The sequence below is a fragment of the Streptomyces xiaopingdaonensis genome (assembly GCF_000262345.1).
GTDB classification, from domain to species: Bacteria; Actinomycetota; Actinomycetes; order Streptomycetales; family Streptomycetaceae; genus Streptomyces; species Streptomyces xiaopingdaonensis.
The window spans coordinates 43,989-67,177 of the sequence record NZ_AJTQ01000125.1; the positions used below are offsets into that span (position 1 = coordinate 43,989).

At 72.2% G+C, this 23,189-nt stretch carries 14 protein-coding genes and 1 tRNA gene; 4 read left to right on the forward strand and 11 right to left on the reverse strand.

Features of this window, described 5'->3' with window-relative positions:
• Positions 1 to 1,182 precede the first annotated feature (1,182 nt).
• The 3 genes from UWG_RS0110095 to UWG_RS0110105 form a co-directional block, all read right to left on the reverse strand.
• Positions 1,183 to 2,604 (reverse strand): pyridoxal phosphate-dependent decarboxylase family protein, encoded by a 1,422-nt coding sequence (locus UWG_RS0110095; RefSeq protein WP_016907086.1) that lies wholly within the window; start codon positions 2,602 to 2,604, stop codon positions 1,183 to 1,185.
• 193 nt (positions 2,605 to 2,797) lie between these two features.
• Positions 2,798 to 5,323, reverse strand: a complete 2,526-nt coding sequence (gene pepN / locus UWG_RS0110100) for an aminopeptidase N (RefSeq protein WP_016907087.1) — start codon at positions 5,321 to 5,323, stop codon at positions 2,798 to 2,800.
• 86 nt (positions 5,324 to 5,409) lie between these two features.
• Positions 5,410 to 5,483 (reverse strand) — tRNA-Leu (locus tag UWG_RS0110105).
• 132 nt (positions 5,484 to 5,615) lie between these two features.
• Here UWG_RS0110105 and UWG_RS0110110 point away from each other — a divergent pair.
• The gene (locus UWG_RS0110110; RefSeq protein WP_016907088.1) at positions 5,616 to 6,317 is read left to right on the forward strand and encodes an ANTAR domain-containing response regulator; all 702 of its coding nucleotides are present in this window, start codon (positions 5,616 to 5,618) and stop codon (positions 6,315 to 6,317) included.
• Positions 6,318 to 6,425: 108 nt separating this feature from the next.
• Here the strand turns inward: UWG_RS0110110 and UWG_RS0110115 are convergent, their stop codons facing one another.
• The 5 genes from UWG_RS0110115 to UWG_RS0110135 form a co-directional block, all read right to left on the reverse strand.
• The gene (locus UWG_RS0110115; protein ID WP_029391328.1) at positions 6,426 to 7,142 is read right to left on the reverse strand and encodes an ABC transporter ATP-binding protein; all 717 of its coding nucleotides are present in this window, start codon (positions 7,140 to 7,142) and stop codon (positions 6,426 to 6,428) included.
• Complete coding sequence (locus UWG_RS0110120; RefSeq protein WP_016907090.1) at positions 7,139 to 8,059, reverse strand: ABC transporter ATP-binding protein; 921 nt, start codon at positions 8,057 to 8,059, stop codon at positions 7,139 to 7,141. The genes UWG_RS0110115 and UWG_RS0110120 overlap by 4 nt, the downstream gene beginning before the upstream one ends.
• A gap of 4 nt (positions 8,060 to 8,063) precedes the next feature.
• Complete coding sequence (locus UWG_RS0110125) at positions 8,064 to 9,908, reverse strand: branched-chain amino acid ABC transporter permease (RefSeq protein ID WP_016907091.1); 1,845 nt, start codon at positions 9,906 to 9,908, stop codon at positions 8,064 to 8,066.
• Between the two features lie 5 nt (positions 9,909 to 9,913).
• Positions 9,914 to 10,843 (reverse strand): branched-chain amino acid ABC transporter permease, encoded by a 930-nt coding sequence (locus tag UWG_RS0110130; RefSeq protein WP_016907092.1) that lies wholly within the window; start codon positions 10,841 to 10,843, stop codon positions 9,914 to 9,916.
• Positions 10,844 to 10,950: 107 nt separating this feature from the next.
• A complete protein-coding gene (locus tag UWG_RS0110135) occupies positions 10,951 to 12,192 on the reverse strand; it encodes a branched-chain amino acid ABC transporter substrate-binding protein (RefSeq protein WP_016907093.1) in 1,242 nt (413 codons plus the stop codon).
• A gap of 1,392 nt (positions 12,193 to 13,584) precedes the next feature.
• On the opposite strand from UWG_RS0110135, the gene UWG_RS33020 reads away from it, so the two are divergent.
• The gene (locus UWG_RS33020) at positions 13,585 to 13,815 is read left to right on the forward strand and encodes a hypothetical protein (RefSeq protein ID WP_157838546.1); all 231 of its coding nucleotides are present in this window, start codon (positions 13,585 to 13,587) and stop codon (positions 13,813 to 13,815) included.
• A 271-nt stretch (positions 13,816 to 14,086) separates the two neighbouring features.
• On the opposite strand, the gene UWG_RS0110145 is transcribed toward UWG_RS33020, so the two are convergent.
• On the reverse strand, positions 14,087 to 14,560 hold the full coding sequence (locus UWG_RS0110145) for a PaaI family thioesterase (RefSeq protein WP_016907095.1): 474 nt from the start codon (positions 14,558 to 14,560) through the stop codon (positions 14,087 to 14,089).
• Between the two features lie 282 nt (positions 14,561 to 14,842).
• Positions 14,843 to 17,131, reverse strand: coding sequence for an FdhF/YdeP family oxidoreductase (locus UWG_RS0110150; RefSeq protein ID WP_016907096.1), 2,289 nt, complete (start codon positions 17,129 to 17,131; stop codon positions 14,843 to 14,845).
• A 313-nt stretch (positions 17,132 to 17,444) separates the two neighbouring features.
• Here UWG_RS0110150 and polA point away from each other — a divergent pair, with 313 nt between their 5' ends.
• Together polA and UWG_RS0110160 are read left to right on the forward strand one after the other, a co-directional pair.
• Complete coding sequence (polA, locus tag UWG_RS0110155) at positions 17,445 to 20,102, forward strand: DNA polymerase I (RefSeq protein WP_016907097.1); 2,658 nt, start codon at positions 17,445 to 17,447, stop codon at positions 20,100 to 20,102.
• A gap of 279 nt (positions 20,103 to 20,381) precedes the next feature.
• Entirely contained in the window at positions 20,382 to 21,962 is a 1,581-nt protein-coding gene (locus UWG_RS0110160) for a lytic transglycosylase domain-containing protein (RefSeq protein ID WP_193386435.1), read from the forward strand.
• 141 nt (positions 21,963 to 22,103) lie between these two features.
• Here UWG_RS0110160 and UWG_RS0110165 read toward each other — a convergent pair whose 3' ends face one another.
• On the reverse strand, positions 22,104 to 22,994 hold the full coding sequence (locus UWG_RS0110165; RefSeq protein WP_016907099.1) for a class I SAM-dependent methyltransferase: 891 nt from the start codon (positions 22,992 to 22,994) through the stop codon (positions 22,104 to 22,106).
• Between the last annotated feature and the right edge of the window lie 195 nt (positions 22,995 to 23,189).

The following is a 23,189-nucleotide window of genomic DNA, read 5'->3' on the forward strand; positions in this document are numbered from 1 at the left end:
GCGTTGTGCGGTCCGTCGCTGTCAACGGGTCTCTGGTGGGTTGGGGGTCGGCGTGCTCGGCTGTTCGCTCGGGGGATGCTGTCCCGGTCGTGTTCGCCGGTGGCGTGGTGCGGAGCTGGTGCGGTGGTGCGGGGTGTGCGTCGGCCTGCGCCTGTGCCGGCTGGCTCGGTGGCGTCAACGAGTCGGCGTTCGGGGAGGGTTGGGAATCGGGCTGCTCGGTTGACTTCCGGGGGAGCGGCGTGCCGGTCGGGGGCTCGGGCGGTCGTGCGTGGTTCTCCGTCGGTGACGGCTGGTCCGGCGGTGCCGACGGGACGGAGTGCGGAGCGGACGGGAGGTCGGGCTGCTCGTCCGTGTGCTCGGTGAGTGGGGTGCCGGCTGTGCCCGCCGGGGGCGTGGCGCGGGCTTCGTGCGGCTGTGCGGGGTGCGGGCCCGCCTCCTTCGGTGCCGACTGGTCCCGTGGTGCGAACGACTCGGAGTCCGGCACCGATCGGGGGACGGGCTGCTCGGTGACCGGCGTGCCGGTCGCGCCCGCCGGGGGAGCGGGCTCGTGCGGCGGTGCTGGACGGTCTACGGGTTCCGAGTGCGACGTGTCCTGTGCCGCCGGCGCGTTGACGCGGCGCGTGGGCGGCTCCGTCGGAGCGGTGGGGATTGCCGGAGGGCTCGTCTCTCCGTCCGACCCCGGCTCGTGCACCTCGGGGCCCTCGTCACGGGGCGGATTCGGCACCGAGGAGGCGTGCGGGACCAGCCCTCCACGCGCGGGCGGCTCCGACTCCCCGTTCTCCGGCGGGCGTTGACCCGTCCTATCGGGCTCCGGAGGTGCCGCGTCCGGCTCCCGCGGGGGCAGTGGCGGAGCCGATGCGGACTCGACGGCACCCTGTGCGCCGCCGGGCACCGGTGCCGCACCGTCGTGGAGTTCTCCCGATTCGCCCGCGTCGTCGGCCGGTTGGGGTGCGCCGTCCCCGGTCGTGGTCGGCTCCTCCGGTCGTGACGGGAGCAGCCCGAGTCCGGCGAGGAAGTCGGCGAAGGTGCTGGAGTCGGTCTCCTGGTCGTAGACCTCGCTGGTGTCCGGACGGTTCGGCCGCGGCACCGGTCCTCGACGGCCTTGCTGGCGCGGCACGTTGCTCAGCGGGGACCCTCCCCCGCCGGCGGACGGGCGCTCCGGGGGCTGGGGTTCTTCGGCCGTCAACTGTTGCTTCCTTCCGGTACCGCGTCGTGGACGAGCTTGAGCAGGGCTGCGAAGTCCGAGTGCTGGACGTGCGGGTTGAGGAGCGTCGCCTTGAGCCAGGTGCCGTCCTCCAGGCGGGCACGGCCGAGGACGGCCCGGCCCTCGGCGAGCAGGCGGCGCCGCACGAGCGCGACCTTCTCGGCATCGGCGCCCCGCGGCCTGAAGAGGACGGTGGAGAGCACGGGAACGGAGCGCAGCTCGAACTCCGGCTCGTCGTCGACGAGTCGGGCGAACTCCCGCGCCGCGTCGCAGACCCGCTCCACCAGCGCGGCGAGGCCGCTCCGGCCGAGCGCCCGCAGGGTGACGGCGACCTTCACCACATCCGGCCTGCGGCTGGTGCGGAGAGAGCGGCCCAGGAGGTCGGGGAGGCCCGCCTCGGTGTCGTCCTCGGCGTTGAGGTACTCGGCGCGGTGCGAGAGCGAGCCGAGCCGGCCTGCGTCCCGCACGGCGAGGAGCCCGGCGGCGACCGGCTGCCACCCGAGCTTGTGCAGGTCGAAGGTGACGGTGTCGGCCCGCTCCAGCCCCGCGACGAGGCCGCGCAGCCGCGGGCTGAAGAGGAGCGGGCCGCCGTACGCCGCGTCGACGTGGAGCGGGACGCCGAACTCGGCCGTGACCGAGGCGATTTCGGGGAGCGCGTCGATCGCGCCCGTGTCCGTCGTGCCGGCCGTCGCCACTACGAGGCGGGGCTCCTCCGGGCGCCCGCGGGCGAGGGCGTTGGAGAGCGCGGCCGACGTGAGCACTCCGGCGGGCGTGGGCACCGTCAACGGCGGCGCCAGGCCGAGCAGCCACGCGGCGCGGGCCACGCTGTGGTGCGCGTTGGCGCCGCAGACGAGCCGTACGCCCGGGCCCGCGCGCTCCCGGGCGAGCAGCGCAGCGAGCTGGTTGGCCTCGGTGCCGCCCGTGGTGACGAGCGCGTCGGCGCGGTCCCCGTGCTCCTCGCCGAAGACGAGGGCGGCGAACTCGGCGCAGGTGAGGGCCTCCAACTCCGAGGCGGACGGCGCCTGGTCCCACGAGTCCATCGAGGGGTTGACCGCGCTCGCCGCGGTGTCGGCGGCCGTGGCGAGAGCGAGCGGTGGGCAGTGCAGATGGGCCGCGCAGTGCGGCTCGGCCGGGTCGGCCGCGCCGCGCGCGAGGGCCGAGACGATGGTGTGCAGCGCCTCCTGCGGCCCCCGTCCGTGCTCGGTGAGGAGAGTGCCGCCGAGCCGGGCGCGCAGGTCCTCGGCCACGCGCGGCGGCCCGCCGGAGGGGAGCGGCCCGCCGCGTTCGGCCGCGCCCTCCGCGAGCGCGTCGAGGACGGTGCCGAGCAGCGGGCGGAGCGCGGCCGGGCCCGCCGCGCCGCCTGCCAGGGGTGCGGGTTCTTCGGGCGGGTACGCAGGCATGGCGGACTCTTTCGCGTCGCGGAGCCCGGGGCCGGCGCCCCGGCTCCGGTGGGGTAAGGCCGCCCTAACCTACGCATCTCGGGCGGTGCACCGCGCCGATCGGCGAGCAGCTTCGCCCGAAGGGGGTACTACCGCGCCCGTGGGGTTGCGCGGCCCCTGGAGCCCGTGCGTGGAAGGGCGTTGACGCGGCCGCTCACGCGCTCACGCGCGACCGCACCCGCAACGCGCGCCGAAGCTCGTCGAGTTGGTCGACGAGGCGGCGGTGGAGACCTGCGGGGACGGCGGGAAAGCCCGGGGCGGCGCACTCCTCCACCAGGTGCAGCGTCCGCTCGTCCACGAGGCTCGCGGGGAAGGCGTAGCGTCCTGCGGCCTCGCCGATCGTCTGCCCGCAACGGTGGGCGAGCGCGACGGCGTCCTGCGGGTAGCGGTCGCGGAACTCGCCGAGCAGGGCGTTCTGTTCGGGCTGCCAGAAGCCCTGCGCCGTCGCGGCGAAGAGCCGGTTGGAGAGGGTGTCCCCGAACAGCGCCGACCAGGCCGCCGCCTTCGCCTCGGGCAGCGGCAGCGCCGCCCTGCACCGCGCCGCCGACTCCCGCCCCGACGCACCGGGATCGGCGGCGAGTTCCGCGTCGATCTCGTCGGAGGTCGCCGCGCCGAGGACGCAGAGGCGCAGCAGCAGGCGCCAGCGCAGCTCGCGGTCGAGGCGCGGGCCGCCGGGCACGGTGTCCGCTTCGCGCCAGGCGCGGAGCGGCTCGGGCGTCGTCGCGCTGTCGATCGCATGGCGGACGGCGGTGAGGCGCAGGCCGGGGCTGCGGTCGCCGGCCGTCGCCGAGAGGAGCTCGGTGCAGGCGGAGGAGAGCAGGTCGAGCGCGGTGCGGCGCTCCTCGGGCGCGAGGTAGCGGTCGGCGAGCGGGTCGCGTGCGAAGGCGAGCACGTGGTGGACGACGGCGCTGTCCGTCTCCCGCGGCAGGTGGTCGAGGAGCGTTTCGACGTAGGCGAGCGGCGGGAGTGCGCCGTCGCGCACCATGTCGCGCGCCGCGTTCCAGACGACGCCGCGGGAGAGCGGGTCGGGGAGTCCGGAGAGGGCGCGGCGCACGGTGCGCCAGGAGTGCGCGTCGAAGCGGACCTTGGCGTAGGTGAGGTCGCCGTCGTTGAGGAGGAGCAGGTCGGGGCGGGCGCCGGTGCCGCCGATCGTCGACTCCCCGCCGTCCGCCGCCAGTTCGGTGGTACGGCGCTCGCGGGGCACCAGCCGTCCACCGTCGGCGGGCGCCAGGTCGTAGGCGCCGAGCAGCAGCCGGTGCGGGCGGCTGCCCGAGTGGTGCAGCACCGCGGTCCAGCCGCCGGGGGACTGCTCGTCGGGGAAGTCGGGCGTGAGCGTGTCGACTCCCGTGGTGCCGAGCCACCGCTGCGCCCAGGCGGAGACGTCGCGGTCGGTGGCGGTGGAGAGGGAGTCGAGGAAGTCCGTCAGCTCGGCGTTGCCGAAGCGGTGCCGGGCGAAGTGCTCGTTGATGCCGGCGAGGAACGCCGTCTCGCCGATCCAGGCCACGAGTTGGCGCAGGGCCGAGGCGCCCTTGGCGTAGGAGATGCCGTCGAAGTTGGTGCGGGCCACGGCGGTGTCGAGGACGGTGCCGCGCTCCGGCGCCACCGGGTGGGTGGAGGGGCGCTGGTCGGCGTCGTAGCCCTGCGGCTTCGTCCCGACGGCGAAGTCGGCCCACATGCCGGTGTACGCGGTCGCCTCGTCGAGCACCTGGTAGCCCATGTACTCGGCGAAGGACTCGTTGAGCCAGACGTCGTCCCACCACCGCAGCGTCACCAGGTCCCCGAACCACATGTGCGCCATCTCGTGCGCGACGACCATGCCGCGCAGCCGCCGCTCCGTGCTCGTCGAGGCCGACCTGCGGATGTACTCGTCCCGCAGCGTGACGAGTCCGGGGTTCTCCATGGCCCCCGCGTTGAACTCGGGGACGAACGCCTGGTCGTAGGAGTCGAACGGGTAGGGCTCGGCGAAGAGTTGGTGGTAGCGGTCGAAGCAGCGGCGGGTGATCTCCAGGAGCTCCTCCGCGTCCGCGTCGAGCGCGTCGGCGAGCGATCTGCGGACGTGGAGTCCGAAAGGAAGCCCCGCGTGCTCGGTGCGCACCGAGTGGTAAGGGCCGGCGACGATCGCCGTGAGGTAGGTGCTGATCGGCGGTGTCCGTGCGCACGCCCAGCGGCCCGGCGCCGTCTGCTCGGCGCGTCCGTTGCCGAGGACCGTCCATCCCGCGGGGGCTGTGACGCTGAAGGCGAAGACCGCCTTGAGGTCGGGTTGGTCGAAGCAGGCGTAGACGCGGGGCGCGTCGTTCATGAAGCCCTGCGTGTAGAGGTACGTGCGCCCGTCCGCCGGGTCGTCGAAGCGGTGCATGCCCTCCCCGACGCGGGAGTAGGCCATCTCCGCCGCCACCCGCAGCCGATGCGCGCCGGGGGCGAGGTCCTCCAGCGCCAGGCGCCCGCCGGCGAGGCTGCCGTCCGGGAGCGGGACGCCGTCGAGCTCGGCGCTGAGCAGGGCGCCGGGGCGCAGGTCGGCGAAGGTGGCGCCGGCCTCGCGTGCGGTGAAGCTGATCACAGTGGTGGAGCGGAACCGCTCCTCGCCCGTGGTGAGGTCGAGGTCGACCGAGTAGTCGTGCACGTCGAGGAGGGCGGCTCGATCCCGGGCTTCGCTGCGCGTGAGTGCCGGCATGCGCGCCATGGTGCCGCATGCCCGTGTGCCGTGCACCGGATTGCTCTCAACGAGAAGGTGCGGCGCGCGGGTTGGGCCGTGCGCCGGCGGTGGAGTGCCCCGGGTGGGACTCGAACCCACACTGAATGGTTTTTGAGGCCATCGTCTCTGCCAATTGGACTACCGGGGCTCTTCCTCCGCGGAGCGCGCCGGGCGATGCGACGAACACGCCACGAGGGGAGCTGCGTCCACCCGCCGTGCGCACACTTTACAGGACCTGGGTACGCTCTAGAGTCCCACCTGCGCGGAAACGAGGAGCCCAGTGAGCACCGCGGACGCCCCCGAACCCAGCACCCCCGAGGACGCCGAGCCGGCACCCGACGAGGCGGCGCAGAACCCCGGACAGGACCTGTCGGAGGAGGCCCACGTCCCTCCCGCGACCAGGCGGGTCGTGATCGCCGAGGACGAGGCGCTGATCCGGATGGACCTCAAGGAGATGCTGGAGGAGGAGGGCTACACCGTCGTCGGCGAGGCAGGCGACGGGCAGAAGGCCCTCGAACTCGCCCGCGAGCACCACCCGGACCTCTGCATCCTCGACGTCAAGATGCCGGTGCTCGACGGCATCTCGGCCGCGGAGAAGATCGCCGAGGAGTCGATCGCGCCGGTGCTGATGCTCACCGCGTTCTCGCAGCGCGAGCTCGTCGAGCGGGCGCGGGACGCGGGCGCGATGGCGTACCTCGTCAAGCCGTTCAGCAAGAGCGACGTCGTGCCGGCGATCGAGATGGCCGTCTCGCGGTTCACCGAGCTGAAGGAGCTGGAGAAGGAGGTCGCCGACCTCGCCCAGCGGCTGGAGACGCGCAAGCTCGTCGACCGTGCCAAGAGCGTCCTGCAGACGCAGTACGGCCTCTCGGAGCCGGCCGCCTTCCGGTGGATCCAGAAGACGTCCATGGACAGGCGCCTCTCGATGCAGCAGGTCGCCGAGGCCGTCATCGCCGACGGCGAGGAGCGCAAGAAGCAGGGCTGACGTCCGCAACTTCCCCTCGGAGCCGCGGAGTCGACGCGACGGGGCCGGCACGGTCCGCACCGTGCCGGCCCCGTCGCCGCTGCCGCGGCGCCGCGCTGCCCGGCGTGCTCAGTCCTCGCCGAGGTACGCCTTGCGGACGGACTCGTCGTGGATCAGCTCCTCGCCCGTGCCCGAGAGCACCACGTTGCCGATCTCCATCACGTGCCCGTAGTCGGCGAGTTCCAGCGCAGCCTGCGCGTTCTGCTCGACGAGCAGGATCGTCGTGCCCTGCGCCTTGAGCTCCCGGATCGTCTCCATGATCTTCTGCATCATGATCGGCGAGAGGCCCATCGAGGGCTCGTCGAGCATCAGCAGCTTGGGGCGGGACATCAACGCCCGCGCCATCGCCAGCATCTGCTGCTCGCCGCCGGAGAGAGTGCCCGCGGCCTGCCGGCGCCGCTCGCCGAGGATCGGGAAGAGCTCGTAGTAGCGCGCGATGTCCTCCGCGACGCCGTCGGTGTCCTTGCGGAGGAAGGCGCCGAGCCGGAGGTTCTCCTCGATCGACAGCCGCGGGAAGATCCGGCGGCCCTCGGGGGAGTGGGCGAGACCCATCGCGACGATCTTGTGGGCGCCGACGCCGGCGAGCGGCTGCCCGTCGAAGGAGACGCTGCCTCCCGCCGGCTTGAGGAGCCCCGACAGGGTGCGCAAGGTGGTGGTCTTGCCGGCGCCGTTGGTGCCGATCAGGGTGACGACCTGTCCGGCCTCGACCGTGAACGAGATCCCCTTGACCGCCTCGATCTTGCCGTAGGCGACCCGCAGGTTCTCGACCTCAAGCAGGGCCATCAGTCCTCGTCTCCTTCCTGCGCCGCCGAGTCGCGGGGCGTCTCGGCCTTCGCGGCGGTGCGCTCCTCGGCCTCGCGCACCTCCGCCGCCTCCGCGCTCCCCGGATCGTCGTCGAGCGGGGTGCCCAGGTAGGCGGCGATCACCCGCTCGTCGTTCTGCACCGTCTCCGAGCCGCCCTCGACGAGCTTCTCGCCGCGGACGAGGACGGCGACCTTGTCGCAGAGGTTGAAGATGAACCGCATGTCGTGCTCGATCACCAGTACAGCGGTGCCGAGTTCGCGGATCGCCAGCACCAGCTCGCGGGTGGCCGTCGTCTCCGACGCGGTCATGCCGGCCGTGGGCTCGTCGAGGAGGAGCAGGCCCGGCTCGCTCGCGAGGGCCCGGGCGATCTCCAGCTTCCGCTGCTCGCCGTAGGGCAGGTTGCGGGCGAGGTGCTCGCGCTTGTGCGCCAGGCCGATGAAGTCGAGCAGCTCCATCGCACGCTCCTCGGAGGCGCGTTCGGCCCTGCGGAAGCGGGGCAGCCGCAACAGCGCGTCGAGGAGTCCCTCGCTGGTCCTGGTGTGGCGTCCGACGAGGACGTTCTCCAGGACCGTCATGTTGGCGAAGAGGCGGATGTTCTGGAACGTGCGCGCGATCCCGGCCTCGGTGACGAGGTGCGAGCGGTGCGGCAGCACGCGGCCCTTGTACTGGACGGTGCCCTCGGTGGGGACGTACAGCCCCGTCAGGCAGTTGAAGAACGTCGTCTTGCCGGCGCCGTTCGGGCCGATGAGGCCGACGATCTCGCCCGGGTCGACGGTGAGGTCGACGTTCCGCACCGCGGTGAGGCCGCCGAAGCGCATGGTGACGCCCGTGGCCGTGAGGACGCTGCCGCCGGTGTCGGGCGCCGGCTGCGCCGCTTCCTTCGTGGTCGTCGTGGTCATCGCCTTACGCCTCCGTCTTGCTGAGGCCGCCGCTGCCCGGTGGCACGTCGATCTCTCCTGCGGGTGTCCCGCCCCCGCCCTCCTGGCCGGGTGGTGCGTGGAACTCCAACTGCTTGCGCCGGTCGGCGATGAGCCCCTCCGGGCGGAACCGCATCAGCAGCACCAGTGCGACGCCGAAGAGCAGCAGCTGGTAGTCGGCCATGAACTGCAGCTTCGCCGGAATGAGATAGAGCAGGGAGGCGCCGATCAGCGGGCCGCTGACGGTCCCCATGCCGCCGAGGATCACGGCGATCAGCAGGAACGCGGAGTTCGGCGGGGCCGAGTGGACGAACTTGTAGGACTCCGGGTTCACCGAGAACTCCACGTGCGCCAGGACCGTTCCCGCCATGCCGGCGAGCGTGGCGCCGAGCGCGAACGCCATCAGCTTCAGCCGGAAGGCGTTGACGCCCATCGCACGGGCCGCCGTCTCGTCCTCGCGGATGGCGAGCCAGGCGCGGCCGATGCGGGAGTTGTCCGACCGGCGGTAGATCATCACCACGATCGCGGTGAAGACCAGCATCAGCAGGTAGTAGTTGGCGAACCGGCCGATGTCGAAGCCCAGCAGCGAGTGCTCCTGGCCGAAGTTGAAGCCGAAGAGCTCCAGGTCCGGGATGTTGGTGACGCCGTTGGGGCCGTTGGTGACGTTGGGGCCCGAGTCGCCGTCGAGGTTCTGCATCGAGATCCGGAAGATCTCGCCGAAGCCGAGGGTGACGATCGCGAGGTAGTCGCCGTGGAGCCGCAGCGAGGGGAAGCCGATGACGAGCCCGAAGACGAGCGCCACCGCTGCGCCGATCAACACCGCGGCCCAGAACGGCACATGGATGCCGAACGGCGAGGTCGGCGAGCCCGAGACCAGCGCGGCCGTGTAGGCGCCGACGCCGAGGAAGGCGACGTATCCCAGGTCGAGGATGCCGGCGAGGCCGACGACCATGTTGAGCCCGAGCGCCACCGTCGCGAAGACGAGCACGCTCACCGCGATGTTGGTGTACGCCTCGTTGCTCTGGGTGATCGGGAAGAGCAGCGCGGCGACGAAGGCCGCGGTGAGCGTCACGTTCCGGTGCTTCGCCGCGAGGCCGGAGAGCCGCCTGAGCAGCCCTGCACGTCCGACGGCCGGCGCACCGAAGCAGGCGAGGATCAGGAAGCCGATGAACGGCGGGCCGTCCTCCGCCTCGATGCCGTAGGCGAAGACGTAGAGGCCGATGGCGCACGAGGCGCAGATCGCGAGGATCTCCACCCAGCCGGGGGTCTCCTTGGCCGCGGCGGGTGCCGGCGCCTTCAGCGACCCCACGAACCGCCGCCAGGCGCCGGGCTCGGCGTCGTCGCCCGCCACGTCGCGCCCGAGTCCGAGCGCGCCGACGAGGGCGAGGAGGGTGCCGGCGACGGCGACGTACGCGCCCGGCTCCAGGTTGACGGCGCCGCCGAGTTGGACGGAGATCGCGGCCGCCGTGAACCCGGTGGTGGCGAAGGTGCCGAGCGCCCAGAGCAGCACGGGGCTGCGGGTGCCGCCCGGGGTCAGCCAGCGCAGCCCCCTGACGGCGTACACGCCGCCGAGGAGCGAGGCGAGGATGAGCAGCGAGCCCACGAGGGTGAGGATCTGGAGGCCGCCGGGGTACGCGTAGACGGTGAGGTTCCCCGGGAACTCGGCGGTCCAGGTCCAGGCGAGGAAGGTGGAGAGGAGGCCGAGCACGGCGCCGGCCGCGGTGAGCGCCGCGGCCGCCGGGTGCGGCAGCCGGAGGAGTCCCGGCAGCCGGTCGTCGTCGGTGCGGTGGTCCTTCGCCGAAGCGGCGGTGGTCGGGGTGGAGTTGGTCATCCTTATCACGCCCGGTCCGTTACGCGTTCACCGAGGATGCCCTGCGGTCGGATCAGCAGAACCAGGATGAGCAGCGCGAACGCCCACACGTCCTTCCACGATCCGCCGCCGAACTGCTCCATCCCCGGCACGTTTCCGATGTACGCGATGGCCATCGCCTCGCCGACGCCCAGCACCAGGCCGCCGACCATCGCTCCGTAGATGTTCCCGATGCCGCCGAGCACGGCGGCGGTGAATGCCTTGAGCCCGGCGATGAAGCCCATCCGGAACTGCACCTCGCCGGTCTTGAAGCCCTGCGCGATGGCGGCGACGGCGGCGAAGGCGGCGCCGATCGCGAAGGCCATGACGATGATGCGGTCGGTGTTGACGCCCATGAGCTTCGCGGTGTCGGGGTCCTGCGAAGTCGCCTGCATGGCACGGCCGGTGCGCGTCTTGCTGACGAAGAGGCCGAGCGTGAGCATGCAGACGAGGGCGGCGACGTAGATGAACAGGTCCTCGCGCGCGATCGAGACGAAGCCGAGGTCGAAGTCGCCCCCTTCGAACTGCGGGAAGGGGCGGGCCTTTTTGGCGTCCGGGTAGAAGGCCCAGATCGCCTGCTGGAGAGCGAGCGAGAGGCCGATTGCGGTGATCAGCGGGGAGAGCCGGGGCCCGCCGCGCAGTGGACGGTAGGCGAAGCGCTCCGCTCCGACGCCGACGAGGACGGCGCAGACGACCCCGAGCAGGATCATCAGGGGGAGCGCGAGTGTGAGACTGGTGCCGGCGGGCAGCCAGAGCCAGGCGGTCAGCGCGCCGAAGCCGCCGATCATGAATATCTCGCCGTGGGCGAAGTTGATGAGCTGGACGATGCCGTAGACCATCGTGTACCCGATCGCGATGAGACCGTACAGCGCGCCGAGTGCGAGTCCGTTCGCCAGCTGATCCGGCAGGTCGTTCACCGGGGTTCCTCCGGGGATGTGTCAGATACGGCTGCGCGGGGGCGCGATCGGCGCCCCCGCGCAGCAGCAGCAAGTGGTGCGGGACGGGGCCGGGTTGGCCTGGCGGATCAGCTCTCGCCGAAGGTGCCGGTCTTGACCGCCTTGTGGTCGCCGCCCTTCACTTCGTATACGGAGAGCTGCTTGTTGGTGGTGTCGCCGAACTTGTCGAAGGCGACCTCGCCGGTGACGCCGCTGAACTTGACGCTCTGGACGGCCTTGGCGATCTTCTCGCGCGCTTCGTCGACGTCGTCGGGGAGGCCGTCGCCCTCCTCGGCGACGGCCTTGACCGCCTGGACGATCGCCCAGGTGCTGTCGTACGCGTAGCCGCCGTACGCCTCGTAGGGGAGCTTGTACCCCTGGGCCTTGTAGTTCTTCATGAACTCCTTGGCCGTGTCGAGGGTGTTCAACGGGGCGCCGACCGAAGTGGCCATGTCGCCCTCGGACTTCTTCTTGTGGAGCTTGATGTACTCGGCGCTGTAGAGCGCGTCGCCGCCGACGGTCGGGAACGTCGCGCCGGCCTTCTTGATCTGGGCCGAGAGCGGGGCCGCCGTCGGGTACTCGCTGCCGATGTAGACGAAGTCCGCGCCGGACTTGGCGACCTTGGTGGCGACGGCGGAGAAGTCGCGGTCGTCCGGGTTGACGTGGTCGGTACCGACGATCTTGCCGCCGAGCTTCTTGAACTCGGTGGTGAACGTGCCGGCGAGGCCGGCGCCGTAGGTCTTCTTGTCGTCGATGATGTACGCCTTCTTGAACTTCTTCTCGTTGTAGAGGTATTGGGCGGCGAACGGGCCCTGGACGTCGTCGGTGGCGCAGGTGCGGAAGTACGAGTCGAAGCCGCGGACCTTGTCGCCGGACTGCCACTTCGCGCCCTGCGTGAGCTGCGGCGCGGTGTTGGCGGGGGAGACCTGCACGAGGTTGGCGTTGCCGAGGACCTTCTGCATCGACTCGCCGACGTGCGAGTTGAGCGGGCCGACGACGCCGTACACCTCCTGGTTGCCCACGAGCTTGGTGGCGTTCTGCTGGCCCGTGCCTGCCTGGCCCTGGTCGTCGAGCGACTCCAGCTTGAACTTGACGCCGTCGACCTCGTTGTTCTTGTTGGCGACCTTGACCGCGAGGTCCGCGGAGTTCTTGATCCCCGCGCCGAGCGCGGACAGGTCGCCGGAGAGCGGCGCGTCGAGCCCGATGACGACGGTCTTGTCCCCGCCGCCGCTGTCGCCGCCGCTGTCGTCGCGAGAGCCGCAGGCGGAGAGCGTGAGAGCTCCCACGGCCACGGCGGTGGTGGAGATGGTGAACAAGGAGCGGTGACGCACGATCTGTCCTTTCCCCTGGCGGGGCCATCGGCGGTGGATGACCTCTTCGCGGCCGCCGGGCCGTACTAGGGGTGGAGTTCGTGCTTGTGTCGCACGCCCGGCGGCGCGGTGACTGGCCGTGACTCTATGGCGAGGGCATCGGCACCGGCAGAGGTGAAGGACAGGATGTGACTGTCTTGTTATGACCATGCCTGCGCGGGAACTCCATGCCGTGCGCCTGCGGCTCGGTGATCCTGTTTCGCCGGTATTTCCCCTTGCTCACGGCGGGCTTTCCGCCGTGCAGCGAACGGGAGTTGGGCGCGAAGCCGCCGCTCGCCGGGAGGTTGGGCCGGAGGCGGGGGTGGCGTGTCCGCATAGCGTGCGGAGTGCCTGGGCGGGGCGGGCGGGGGTGAGGACGAGGGGAGGGGAGGGCGTGGTTTTCCCGCCGTGTTTCGTCACTGAGGGTGACTGGAGAGGAGTGTTGCCGGCGGGCCGGTCGGGTGTGTGATCCGGAGGTGAGGTGCGGCGGTGAGTGCGGTGGCTCGGGGTGGGTTTCCAAGTGTCGCAAGTGCGGGGGGAGTTGGAATCCGGGTGGTGTGATGTCGGGGCGCCTGGCGTGCAGCGGTGGGGGCCAACTCCTGGGGAAAACGGTGCAGTTGGCGGTCAGCGGGATGGTTGCGCACATACGCGGTCCCCGACGGGGAGCGTGGGGTCGGCCCTCGTGACGCGGGTGGGTGACGGGCTGCCGTTCCGGATCCGCGGTGAGCGGCAGCGGGCGTGAAACGGGCACGAGGGCGCGTCCGGCGGCGCGTGCGCCCGTCGCGCGAGGGACCGTGTCGTCGCGTTGTGTCACCGTTCGTCGGACCTGCCGTGCGAACCCGCCCTCGTGGCGGGCGTGTTGAGTGCCGCGGTGTCGTTCGGCTGACGTGATCGGGCGGGCCGGCGCGTCGGTGGGGGCCGGGGGGCGGCCGGTGAGGGCGGGAGGCACTCGGCTTCCAGGGCCGTGCGTGCTTCCGCCTGCGGGGGATGTACGGTGCCCGGCACGGGCCGCCGCGTCAACGGAGCTGTGTCCGGGGCGGGTTGGGGTTTCGCGACGGTGGTCCCTCGCCCGCGTCTCCCGACGGGGGCGCGGTCGTGCGGATGCCGTACGGCCGACGGTGTGTGAGACGTACGTCGAATCGCACGACTTGCCCCTAAAGGGATGCGTGAGGGCCGGGCGCCGTTGCAGACTGCGGAGGGTGGACCCCGTGGCGGGTTCGCCCCGGGCCCTCGGTCCGGTGCTGTGTGCTGCGGCCTGCGCCGAGTCCGCGTGCGGGCGCCTGCACGCGGAGGAAGCGCGACTCGGCGCAGGCCCCGATCCGAGGCAGGCGCCCGAAGCACTGCCGCCCGCCGGGCGGCCGAGAGGAGCCGAGGATGATGACAGCACCGCCGTGCGAGAGAGGGTCGTCAGGGCTGCGTGCGACCGCATCGGCGACCCCGGCCACGGCTGCGACCGTAGCGATCACCTCCGTGCTCCTCGCCCCGGAACGCCCGTACCCGGGCGAGCGCGACGCACCGGCCACGGGGGCCCTGCCTCCCCGGCTGCGCCTCGCCGGCGTCGAGGAGGACGACGAGGACTGGCACATCTGCCGCGGCATCGACTGACCTGCCGCCGACACGACGAAGCCCGCAGCCGGTTGGCGGCGGCCGCGCGCTCGTCGGGCCGGCGGGTGGTGCAGAGGACGCGCTGCACCACCCGCCGGCCCGTGCGGAACGCGGTCGGGGGCGTGCCCGGGCGGACCAGCCGTTCCGGGGGTGCGGCTCTTCGACGCGGCGCGGTGTGAGCCGCGGTCGCGAACGAGGACTGCTGCTCCGGGAGTTGAGGACGGTTACTCGGCCCTCCGGGTCCGTCAGCTCGGTGCGAGTCTCCGGTCCGTCAGCCGCGGGTGTCCGCAGGGCCGCCGTCGCGCAGCAGGCAGGTCAGGCGGGCGGTGCAGACGCGCTTGCCGTTCTCCTCGGTGAGGGCGATCTCGTACGTCGCCGTCGAGCGCCCGCGGTGCACGGGCGTGGCGACACCGGTGACGAGCCCGGAGGAGAGCCCGCGGTGGTGCGTGCAGTTCAGGTCGACGCCGACGGCCGACTTGCGCGGGCCGCCGTGGAGCATCGCCCCGACGGAGCCGAGCGTCTCGGCGAGGACGGCGGAGGCGCCCCCGTGGAGGAGGCCGTACGGCTGGGTGTTGCCCTCGACGGGAAGCGTGCCGACGACCTTCTCGGCGGACGCCTCCAGCACCTCGAGCCCCATGCGCTCGCCGAGATGCCCGGCGGAGAAGAGCGCGGGCAGGTCGACGCCGATGCCGGCCCACTCGTCCAGGACCGCCTGGGGGAAGGTGGTTGCGCTCTGCTCGCCCATCGTGCTCCGCTCTCGTCTCGTCCGTACCCCGGCTCGTGCCGGGTCCGCTGCGCACACTGTCCTATCAGGCGATCGACACGTCGCCCCGGGTAGGTGCCCGGAGCGCTCCCGGGGGCCTGCCTCCCGTCTCTCCCTGCTGCGGAGAGCGCGCGCCGCGCGGCGGCCGGGGTGCCGAGCGGTGCCCGCCCCCCCCGGCGTCGCTGCGTGCACGGATGACGCAGGGTCGGCGGGAGGGGCCGCGCCCGGCTCCTCCCGCTTGTCCCGAAGCGACCGCGGGTCACCTCACGCCGGATCGACCCGCACCACGACGGACTTGCTCGTCGGGGTGTTGCTCGTGTCGGCCGTGGCGTCGAGCGGGACGAGGACGTTGGTCTCCGGGTAGTACGCGGCGGCGCAGCCGCGGGCCGTCGGGTAGTGGACCACGCGGAAGCCGGGTGCCGTGCGCGTGCGGCCGTCCCGCCACTCGCTGGTGAGGTCGACGTAGGAGCCGTCGGCGACGCCGAGCGCCGCGGCGTCCTCCGGGTTGACGAGCACGACCCGGCGGCCCTGCTTGATGCCGCGGTAGCGGTCGTCGAGGCCGTAGACCGTGGTGTTGTACTGGTCGTGCGAGCGGATGGTCTGCAACAGCAGGCGGCCCTCGGGGAGTTCGGGGTACTCCAGCGATGCCGCGGTGAAGTTCGCCTTGCCCGTGGCCGTGGGGAAGCTGCGCTCGTCCCTGGGGGCGTGCGGCAGCGCGAAGCCGCCGGGGCGTGCGACCTTCTCGTTGAACTCCTCGAAGCCGGGGACGACGCGGGAGATGCGGTCGCGCACGAGGCCGTAGTCCTCCTCGAAGCGCTCCCAGGGGACCACCGAGGACTCGCCGAGCACCCGCCGGGCGAGGCGGCAGACGATCGCGGGCTCCGAGAGGAGCTGTTCGCCCGCCGGCGCCAGGCGGCCCCGCGAGGCGTGGACCATGCCCATGGAGTCCTCGACGGTGACGAACTGCTCACCGCCGGACTGCACATCGCGCTCGGTCCGCCCCAGCGTCGGGAGGATCAGCGCGCGGGCGCCTGTGACGCAGTGCGAGCGGTTGAGCTTGGTGGAGACGTGCACGGTGAGGCGGGCGCGGCGCATCGCGTCCTCGGTCACCTCGGTGTCGGGGGAGGCGGCCACGAAGTTGCCGCCCATCGCGAAGAACACCTTCGCCTCGCCGTCCCGCAGGGCGCGGATCGCGCGGACGACGTCGAGCCCGTGCTCCCTGGGCGGTGCGAAGCCGAACTCCCGCTCCAGCGCGTCGAGGAAGGCCGGCTCCGGACGTTCGAAGATGCCCATGGTGCGGTCGCCCTGCACGTTGCTGTGCCCGCGCACCGGGCAGACGCCCGCGCCGGGCCGGCCGACGGCGCCGCGGAGCAGCAGCAGGTTGACGACCTCGCGGATCGTCGGGACCGAGTGCTTGTGCTGGGTGAGGCCCATCGCCCAGCAGATCACGGGCCGCTCGGCGGCGAGCACGAGCTCGGCGGCGCGTTCGATCTCCTCGCGGGCGAGACCCGTGGCGGTGAGGACCTCGTCCCAGTCGGTCTTCCGCGCGGCCTCCGCGAACTCCTCGTAGCCATGGGTGTGTTCGCGTACGAAGGCGGAGTCGACGGCGCGTTCGTCCCCCGCGTCCGCCGCCTCCAGCACGAGACGGCAGAGCATGCGGAAGAGGGCCTGGTCGCCGCCGAGCCTGATCTGGAGGAAGTGGTCGGTGAGCGGGGTGCCGCCGCCTGCGAGGCCGCGCGCCGTCTGGGGGTTCTTGAACCGCTCCATGCCCGCCTCGGGGAGCGGGTTGACCGTCATGATCTTCGCGCCTGCGGACTTCGCCTTCTCCAGCGCGGAGAGCATCCGCGGGTGGTTGGTACCGGGGTTCTGGCCGGCGACGATGATGAGATCGGCCTGCCAGAGGTCCTCCAGGAGCACACTGCCCTTGCCGACTCCGAGCGTCTCGGTGAGCGCCGAGCCGGAGGACTCGTGGCACATGTTGCTGCAGTCGGGGAGGTTGTTGGTGCCGAACTCGCGGGCGAAGAGCTGGTAGAGGAAGGCGGCCTCGTTGCTGGTGCGGCCCGAGGTGTAGTAGACGGCCTCGTCGGGCGAGGAGAGCGCCGTGAGCTCCTCCGCGACGATGTCGAACGCCCGCTCCCAGGAGACCGGTTCGTAGTGCTCGGCGCCTTCGGGAAGATACATGGGCTCGGTGAGGCGACCCTGCTGACCGAGCCAGTAACCCGAGCGCTCGGCGAGCTGCGGCACCGAGTGCTCGGCGAAGAAGGCGGGGCCGACCCTGCGGAGCGTCGCCTCCTCGGCGACTGCCTTCGCGCCGTTCTCGCAGAACTCGGCGCGGTGTCGGTGGTCGCCCTCGGGCCAGGCGCAGCCGGGGCAGTCGAATCCGTCCTTCTGGTTGACCCGGAGGAGGGTCAACGCCGTCCGCTTCGTGCCCATTTGGCGCTGGGCGACGCGGAGGGAGTGCGCGACGGCGGTGAGCCCGGCGGCTGCATGCTCCGGCTCACGGACCTGGGGTGAGTCCTGGACGGGATCGGCTGAGGGCGGTTTCTGCGGCATGCCCCGATGCTGCCACGCAGGGTGGCCTCGACGGCAGCCCTGTGGATAACTCCGCGGGCGAGCGTCCCGCATTCTGAACGGAATACTCCGCTCCGTGTCTCTCCGGCCGCGCACGGTAGCGCGGTTGGGGTGCCGCGGGCCGTCCGCGGCCGGATTGTCAGCGGCCCGTGGGAGTATCGGTCACGTGGCTACAGAGGAAGCGAAGAAGGAACCCGGCGCCCCGCGGAAGAGCGCGCCGGCACAGGCGAGGCAGAGCGGGCAGGCGCCCGGTGAGCAGGGGCGCCCGGGTGCGGAACCGCCCAGGCTGCTGCTGATGGACGGGCATTCGCTCGCGTACCGTGCCTTCTTCGCGCTGCCCGCCGAGAACTTCACCACCACCAGCGGCCAGCCCACCAACGCGATCTACGGCTTCACCTCCATGCTCGCCAACACGTTGCGTGACGAGGCCCCCACCCACTTCGCGGTCGCCTTCGACGTCTCCCGGAAGACCTGGCGCTCCGAGGAGTTCAGCGAGTACAAGGCCAACCGCTCCAAGACCCCCGACGAGTTCCGCGGACAGGTCGAGCTCATCGGCGAACTCCTCGACACCATGCAGGTCCCCCGCTTCGCCGTCGACGGCTTCGAGGCCGACGACGTCATCGCCACCCTCACGACGGAGGCGGTGGCCGAGGGGTTCAAGGTCTCCATCGTCACCGGCGACCGCGACTCCTTCCAGCTCGTCTCCGAGGACGTCACCGTCCTCTACCCGACCAAGGGCGTCTCCGAGCTCACCCGCTACACCCCCGAGAAGGTGGAGGAGCGGTACGGCCTCACCCCCCTCCAGTACCCGGACTACGCCGCCCTGCGCGGCGACCCGTCCGACAACCTCCCCGGCATCCCGGGCGTCGGCGAGAAGACGGCCGCGAAGTGGATCAAGCAGTACGGCTCCATCGCCGGACTCACCGACCACGCCGACGAGATCAAGGGCAAGGCCGGCCAGAACCTCCGCGACAGCCTCGACTCGGTCCGCCTCAACCGCCGCCTCACCGAGATGGTCAGGGACGTCCCGCTCGGCTGCCACCCCGAGGACCTCCTCCGCGCCCCCTACGACCGCACGGCGCTCGACGTCGTCCTCGACACCCTGGAGTTCCGCCACCAGAACTTCCGCGACCGCCTCTACGCCGTCGACCCCGGCGCGAGCGAGGAGGCCGGGCAGGAGGTGGCCCCCGGCGTCGAGTTGGACGGCACCGTCCTCGGCGAGGGCGAACTCGCCGAGTGGCTCGCGCACCACGGCGGCCGGACGCTCGGCGTCGCCACGGTCGACACCTGGAAGCTCGGCAGCGGCGACGTCACCGAGGTGGCCCTCGCGAGCGACGAGGGCCCGGCGGCCTGGTTCGCCCCCTCGCAGTTGAACGCCGAGGAGGAGAAGGCGTTCGCCGAATGGCTCGCCGACCCGCAGCGCGCCAAGGTGATGCATGATGCCAAGGCCCTGATCCGGGTCCTCGGCGAGCGCGGCCTCACCGTCGCCGGTGTGGCGATGGACACCGCCCTCGCTGCCTACCTCGACAAGCCGGGCCGCCGCTCGTTCGCCCTCGACGCCCTCGCTGTGGAGTACCTCGGCCGCGAACTCGAGCCGGCCGCCGACGCCAACGGCCAACTCGCCTTCGGCGCCGACGAACAGGCCGAGGCCGAGGCGTTGATGCGCAAGGCCCGCGCCGTCCTCGACCTGGGCGAGGCGTTCGAGGCCCGGCTCGCCGACTCGGGCGCTGCCCGGATGCTGCGCGAACTGGAGCTGCCCACCTCGGCGATGCTCGCGAAGATGGAGCGCGCCGGAATCGCGGCCGACCGGGAGTGGCTGAGCGGTCTGGAGCAGCAGTTCGCCGACGCGGCCCAGCAGGCCGTCTCCGAGGCGCACGCCGCCGTGGGCCACGAGTTCAACCTCGGCTCCCCGAAGCAGCTCCAGGAGGTGCTCTTCGGCGAGCTCGGCCTCCCCAAGACCAAGCGCACCAAGACCGGTTACACCACCGACGCCGACGCCCTCGCCTGGCTCGCGGCGCAGACGACCCACGAACTCCCCGTGATCATGCTCAGGTACCGGGAGCAGCAGAAGCTGCGCACCACGGTCGAGGGCTTGATCAAGACCATCGCGCCGGACGGCCGCATCCACACCACCTTCAACCAGACCGTCGCCGCCACCGGCCGCCTCTCCTCGACCGACCCCAACCTCCAGAACATCCCCGTCCGCACCGACGAAGGCCGGGCGATCCGCCGCGGCTTCAAGGTCGGCGAGGGGTACGAATCGCTCCTCACCGCGGACTACAGCCAGATCGAACTCCGCGTCATGGCCCACCTCTCGGAGGACGAGGGCCTGATCGAGGCGTTCACCACGGGCGAGGACCTGCACACCACGGTCGCCGCGCAGGTCTTCTCGGTCGCCGAGGCCCAGGTCGACGCGGAGATGCGCCGCAAGATCAAGGCGATGTCGTACGGCCTCGCCTACGGCCTCTCGGCCTTCGGTCTCTCGCAGCAGCTCGGCATCGCGCCGGACGAGGCGAAGAAGCTGATGGAGACCTATTTCGAGCGCTTCGGCGGCGTGCGGGACTACCTCCGCCACGTCGTCGACGAGGCCCGCGCCATCGGCTACACGCAGACCATCATGGGCCGCCGCCGCTACCTCCCCGACCTCACCAGCGACCACCGCCAACGCCGGGAGATGGCTGAGCGGATGGCGCTCAACGCACCGATCCAGGGCACGGCCGCCGACATCGTCAAGGTGGCGATGCTCCAGGTGGACCGGGCGCTGGAGGTCGAGCAGCTCTCCTCCCGGATGCTCCTCCAGGTGCACGACGAGATCGTCCTGGAGGTCGCCCCCGGAGAGCGGGCGGCCGTGGAGGAGTTGGTCCGCCGCGAGATGTCGACGGCGGTGAGCCTCAGGGCCCCGCTCGACGTCTCGGTCGGTTCCGGCTCCGACTGGGAGTCCGCCGCGCACTGAGCCGTCAGCCGTGCGCGTCGCGTCCTTCGCGGGGCGTTGGCGTGCACGGCTGACGGGGATGCCTCCGAACGCGTCGACGTACGCCTCGCCCGCTGACTTCAGCCCCCGACTTGCCGTAGAGTCACGGCAGTTGGCGTCCGACGGGGAAAGGGCCGAACGATGGCGCGGTACCGCGGAAGGCATGTGGCGGCGAAGCAGGCCGGCAGGACCGGTCGGCGCAGCTGGCGGAACAGCCGCCTTCGCAGGGGGCTGGGCGGCACCGCCGTCGCCGCAGTGGCGATGGCTGCTCTCACCGCCTCGCAGGCCCCCGGCCTGGAGCACACCGAGCCCGACCGTTCGCAGGACCGCGCAGGAACCTCACCCGGTGGCGACGGAGCGGGCGACGGCTCCTACCACACCGAGCTGCCCCCGCTGAAGTCCCCGCATCCGCCCGGTTCTTCGCCGAGCACGCCGGACCCGGCAGGAGCCGAGTCCGGCATCCCGGCGACCGTCCTCGCCGCCTACAAGAAGGCGGCCAGAGACCTCCGCGCCGACGTGCCCGGGTGCGGCCTGCGCTGGGAACTCCTCGCCGCGATCGGCAAGGTCGAGTCCGGCCAGGCCCGCGGCGGCGACGTCACCGCCGACGGCACCACCCGCAAGCCCATCCTCGGACCGGTCCTCAACGGCGGCGAGTTCGCCCGCATCAGCGACACCGACGGCGGCGAGTGGGACGGCGACAGCCGCTACGACCGCGCGGTCGGGCCCATGCAGTTCATCCCCTCGACGTGGGCCCGCTGGGGCGCCGACGGCAACGGCGACGGCACGAAGGACCCCAACAACATCCACGACGCGGCCCTCGCCGCCGGCCGCTACCTCTGCGCCGACGGCCGCGCCCTCGACCGCAAGGCCGACCTGGACCGCGCCATCCTCAGCTACAACAACTCCCGCGACTACCTCCGCACCGTCCTCGCCTGGTACGAGTTCTACCGCGAGGGCACCCACGAGGTCCCCGACGGCAGCGGTGCCCTGCCCACGTCCCCCGGCTCCGGCAACTCCCAGAAGACGGGCGCCGGCTCGGGCGACAGGGCGGGCAAGCCGGGCAAGGGCGGCGGCAAGGACGGCGGCTCCGGAGGCAACGGGTCCACGCCAGCGCCCGGCGGAGGCTCCGGCAGCCCCTCGCCGAGCCCGACGCCCACACCGACCCCGACGGCGCCGGCCGACCTCCAGCGCGTCGGAGCCTCCGAGTTCAGCGCACCCGTGGGCGGGAAGTTCGAGAAGCGGCCCGAGGTCCGGGTGGTGACCTCCGAGGGCGAGCCGGTCAAGGGCGTGAAGGTGGAGTTCGCCCTCGAAGGGGAGACGGGCGCGCGCTTCGGCGAGGACGCCACCACCGCCGAGGTCTCGACCGCGGCGGACGGTACCGCCACCGCACCGGCGATCGACGCAGGTGAGCAGCCGGGCGCCTTCACCGTCAAGGCGAAGGCGGCGAAGCTCACTGCGCTCTCCTTCGACGCAGAGGTCGTCGAGCCGCAGTCCGACACGCTCGTTCGCACCGGCGACGAGGCGCTGGAGGCCGCCACCGGAGCCGAGTTCGGCGAGCAGGTGGAGGTCAAGACGTCCCTCGACGGCGCCGCGGCCCCGCACGCAGCCGTCCGGGCGACCATGGTCACCGAGGGCGAGGAGCCTGAAGAGAACACGGTCGGCCCCTACTTCACCGATCCCGCGGGCGAGCCCGTCCGCACCGTCACCCTGCGCGCCGACGGCGAGGGCGTCCTGACCCTTCCCAAGATCACCGCAGACGACGAGGCCGGCACCTACCTCCTCCGCCTCGACTCGGTCGCCGGCGGCGGGACGCTGACCCTCGAACTGAAGGTCACCGACTGACGGCGGACGGTACTCCTCCGCGGAGGACGGCCGACGGCCGTGTACGTGGGGATCACGGGAGCGGACCAGGGGCGCGGCGCATCGCGCACGAAGAGCCTGCTGCCCTCTTCGCCACGGACCCGCGCCGCGGCCCGGAGGGCGTCAGGAAACGGGCAGCTCACAGACGAGGATCAGGGTCCCGGGCAGCACCCGCCCCCGGAGCGGAGACCAGCCTCCCCAGACCGCGCGGTTCTCCTCGGGCCACTCCGGCTCGACGACGTCGACGACCCGCAGCCCCGCGGCAACGGCCTCGCGCACCCGGTCGCCCAGGGTGCGGTGGTGCTCGGCGTAGAGGGTGCGGCCCTCCGCGTCCTCTTCCACGTAGGGCGTGCGGTCGAAGTACGAGCCGACCGCGGTGAGCCCCTCGGGGCCCGGTTCGTCGGGGAAGGCCCAGCGGATCGGGTGCGTCACGGAGAAGACCCACCTCCCGCCCGGACGCAGCACCCGCGCCACCTCGCGCATCACACGCGCCGAGTCGGCGACGAACGGGAGCGCGCCGTAGGCGGAGCACGCGAGGTCGAAAGAGCCGTCGGCGAACGGCAGCGCCTGCGCGTCCGCTTCGACGAGCGCCGGTCCGCGCTCCTGTGCGCCGGAGGGCGGTGGAGAGGCTTCCGAGATCCGCAGCGCGTGCTGGAGTTGGCGGTGCGAGAGGTCGAGCGCCACCGTCCTCGCGCCTTCGGCGACGAGCCAGCGCGCGCACTGCGCCGCCCCCGCGCCGACCTCCAGGACGTCGAGGTCCGCGAGCGATCCCGGCGGCCCGAGCAGCCGGACGTCTGCCTCGTCGATCCCCTCGGGACCCCAGACGAAGCCGGCGTCGCCGAGGAACTCCCCGTGCTCGCCCTGGTATTCGTCCGCGTTCCGGTCCCACCAGCGGCGGTTGGCGCGGCTGGTCTCCCGGCCGTCGGCGGGCCGCCGCACCGCGTCCGGTTCCTCCTCCGCCGGAACGGGCAGGGCTCCGGAGGAGCCGGTGTCGTACGCTCGGTGCTCGTGCAAGGTGCTGCCGCCTGCTGCTCGTTGGCGGGCCGCGCCCGCCGCTGCTCGTCGTCGCGCCGGGGTGGGCGGGGGTTCCACGCCCGTGAGAACGTGCTGCGCACGGCTCCGGACCACCGACTTCTGCCGGTTATGGGACGTTCCTTCCCAGGTGTGCTCTTTCGCGCATTGACCATGCCCAGCAGCGACCGTATGCTA

Coding starts and splice junctions, on each gene's coding strand:
- UWG_RS0110095 (WP_016907086.1), bottom strand. CDS start 2,604: ATGCCTGCGTACCCGCCCGAAGAACCCGCACCCCTGGCAGGCGGCGCG.
- pepN (WP_016907087.1), bottom strand. CDS start 5,323: ATGGCGCGCATGCCGGCACTCACGCGCAGCGAAGCCCGGGATCGAGCC.
- UWG_RS0110120 (WP_016907090.1), bottom strand. CDS start 8,059: ATGACCACGACGACCACGAAGGAAGCGGCGCAGCCGGCGCCCGACACC.
- UWG_RS0110125 (WP_016907091.1), bottom strand. CDS start 9,908: ATGACCAACTCCACCCCGACCACCGCCGCTTCGGCGAAGGACCACCGC.
- UWG_RS33020 (WP_157838546.1), top strand. CDS start 13,585: ATGATGACAGCACCGCCGTGCGAGAGAGGGTCGTCAGGGCTGCGTGCG.
- UWG_RS0110145 (WP_016907095.1), bottom strand. CDS start 14,560: ATGGGCGAGCAGAGCGCAACCACCTTCCCCCAGGCGGTCCTGGACGAG.
- UWG_RS0110150 (WP_016907096.1), bottom strand. CDS start 17,131: ATGCCGCAGAAACCGCCCTCAGCCGATCCCGTCCAGGACTCACCCCAG.
- polA (WP_016907097.1), top strand. CDS start 17,445: ATGGACGGGCATTCGCTCGCGTACCGTGCCTTCTTCGCGCTGCCCGCC.
- UWG_RS0110160 (WP_193386435.1), top strand. CDS start 20,382: ATGGCTGCTCTCACCGCCTCGCAGGCCCCCGGCCTGGAGCACACCGAG.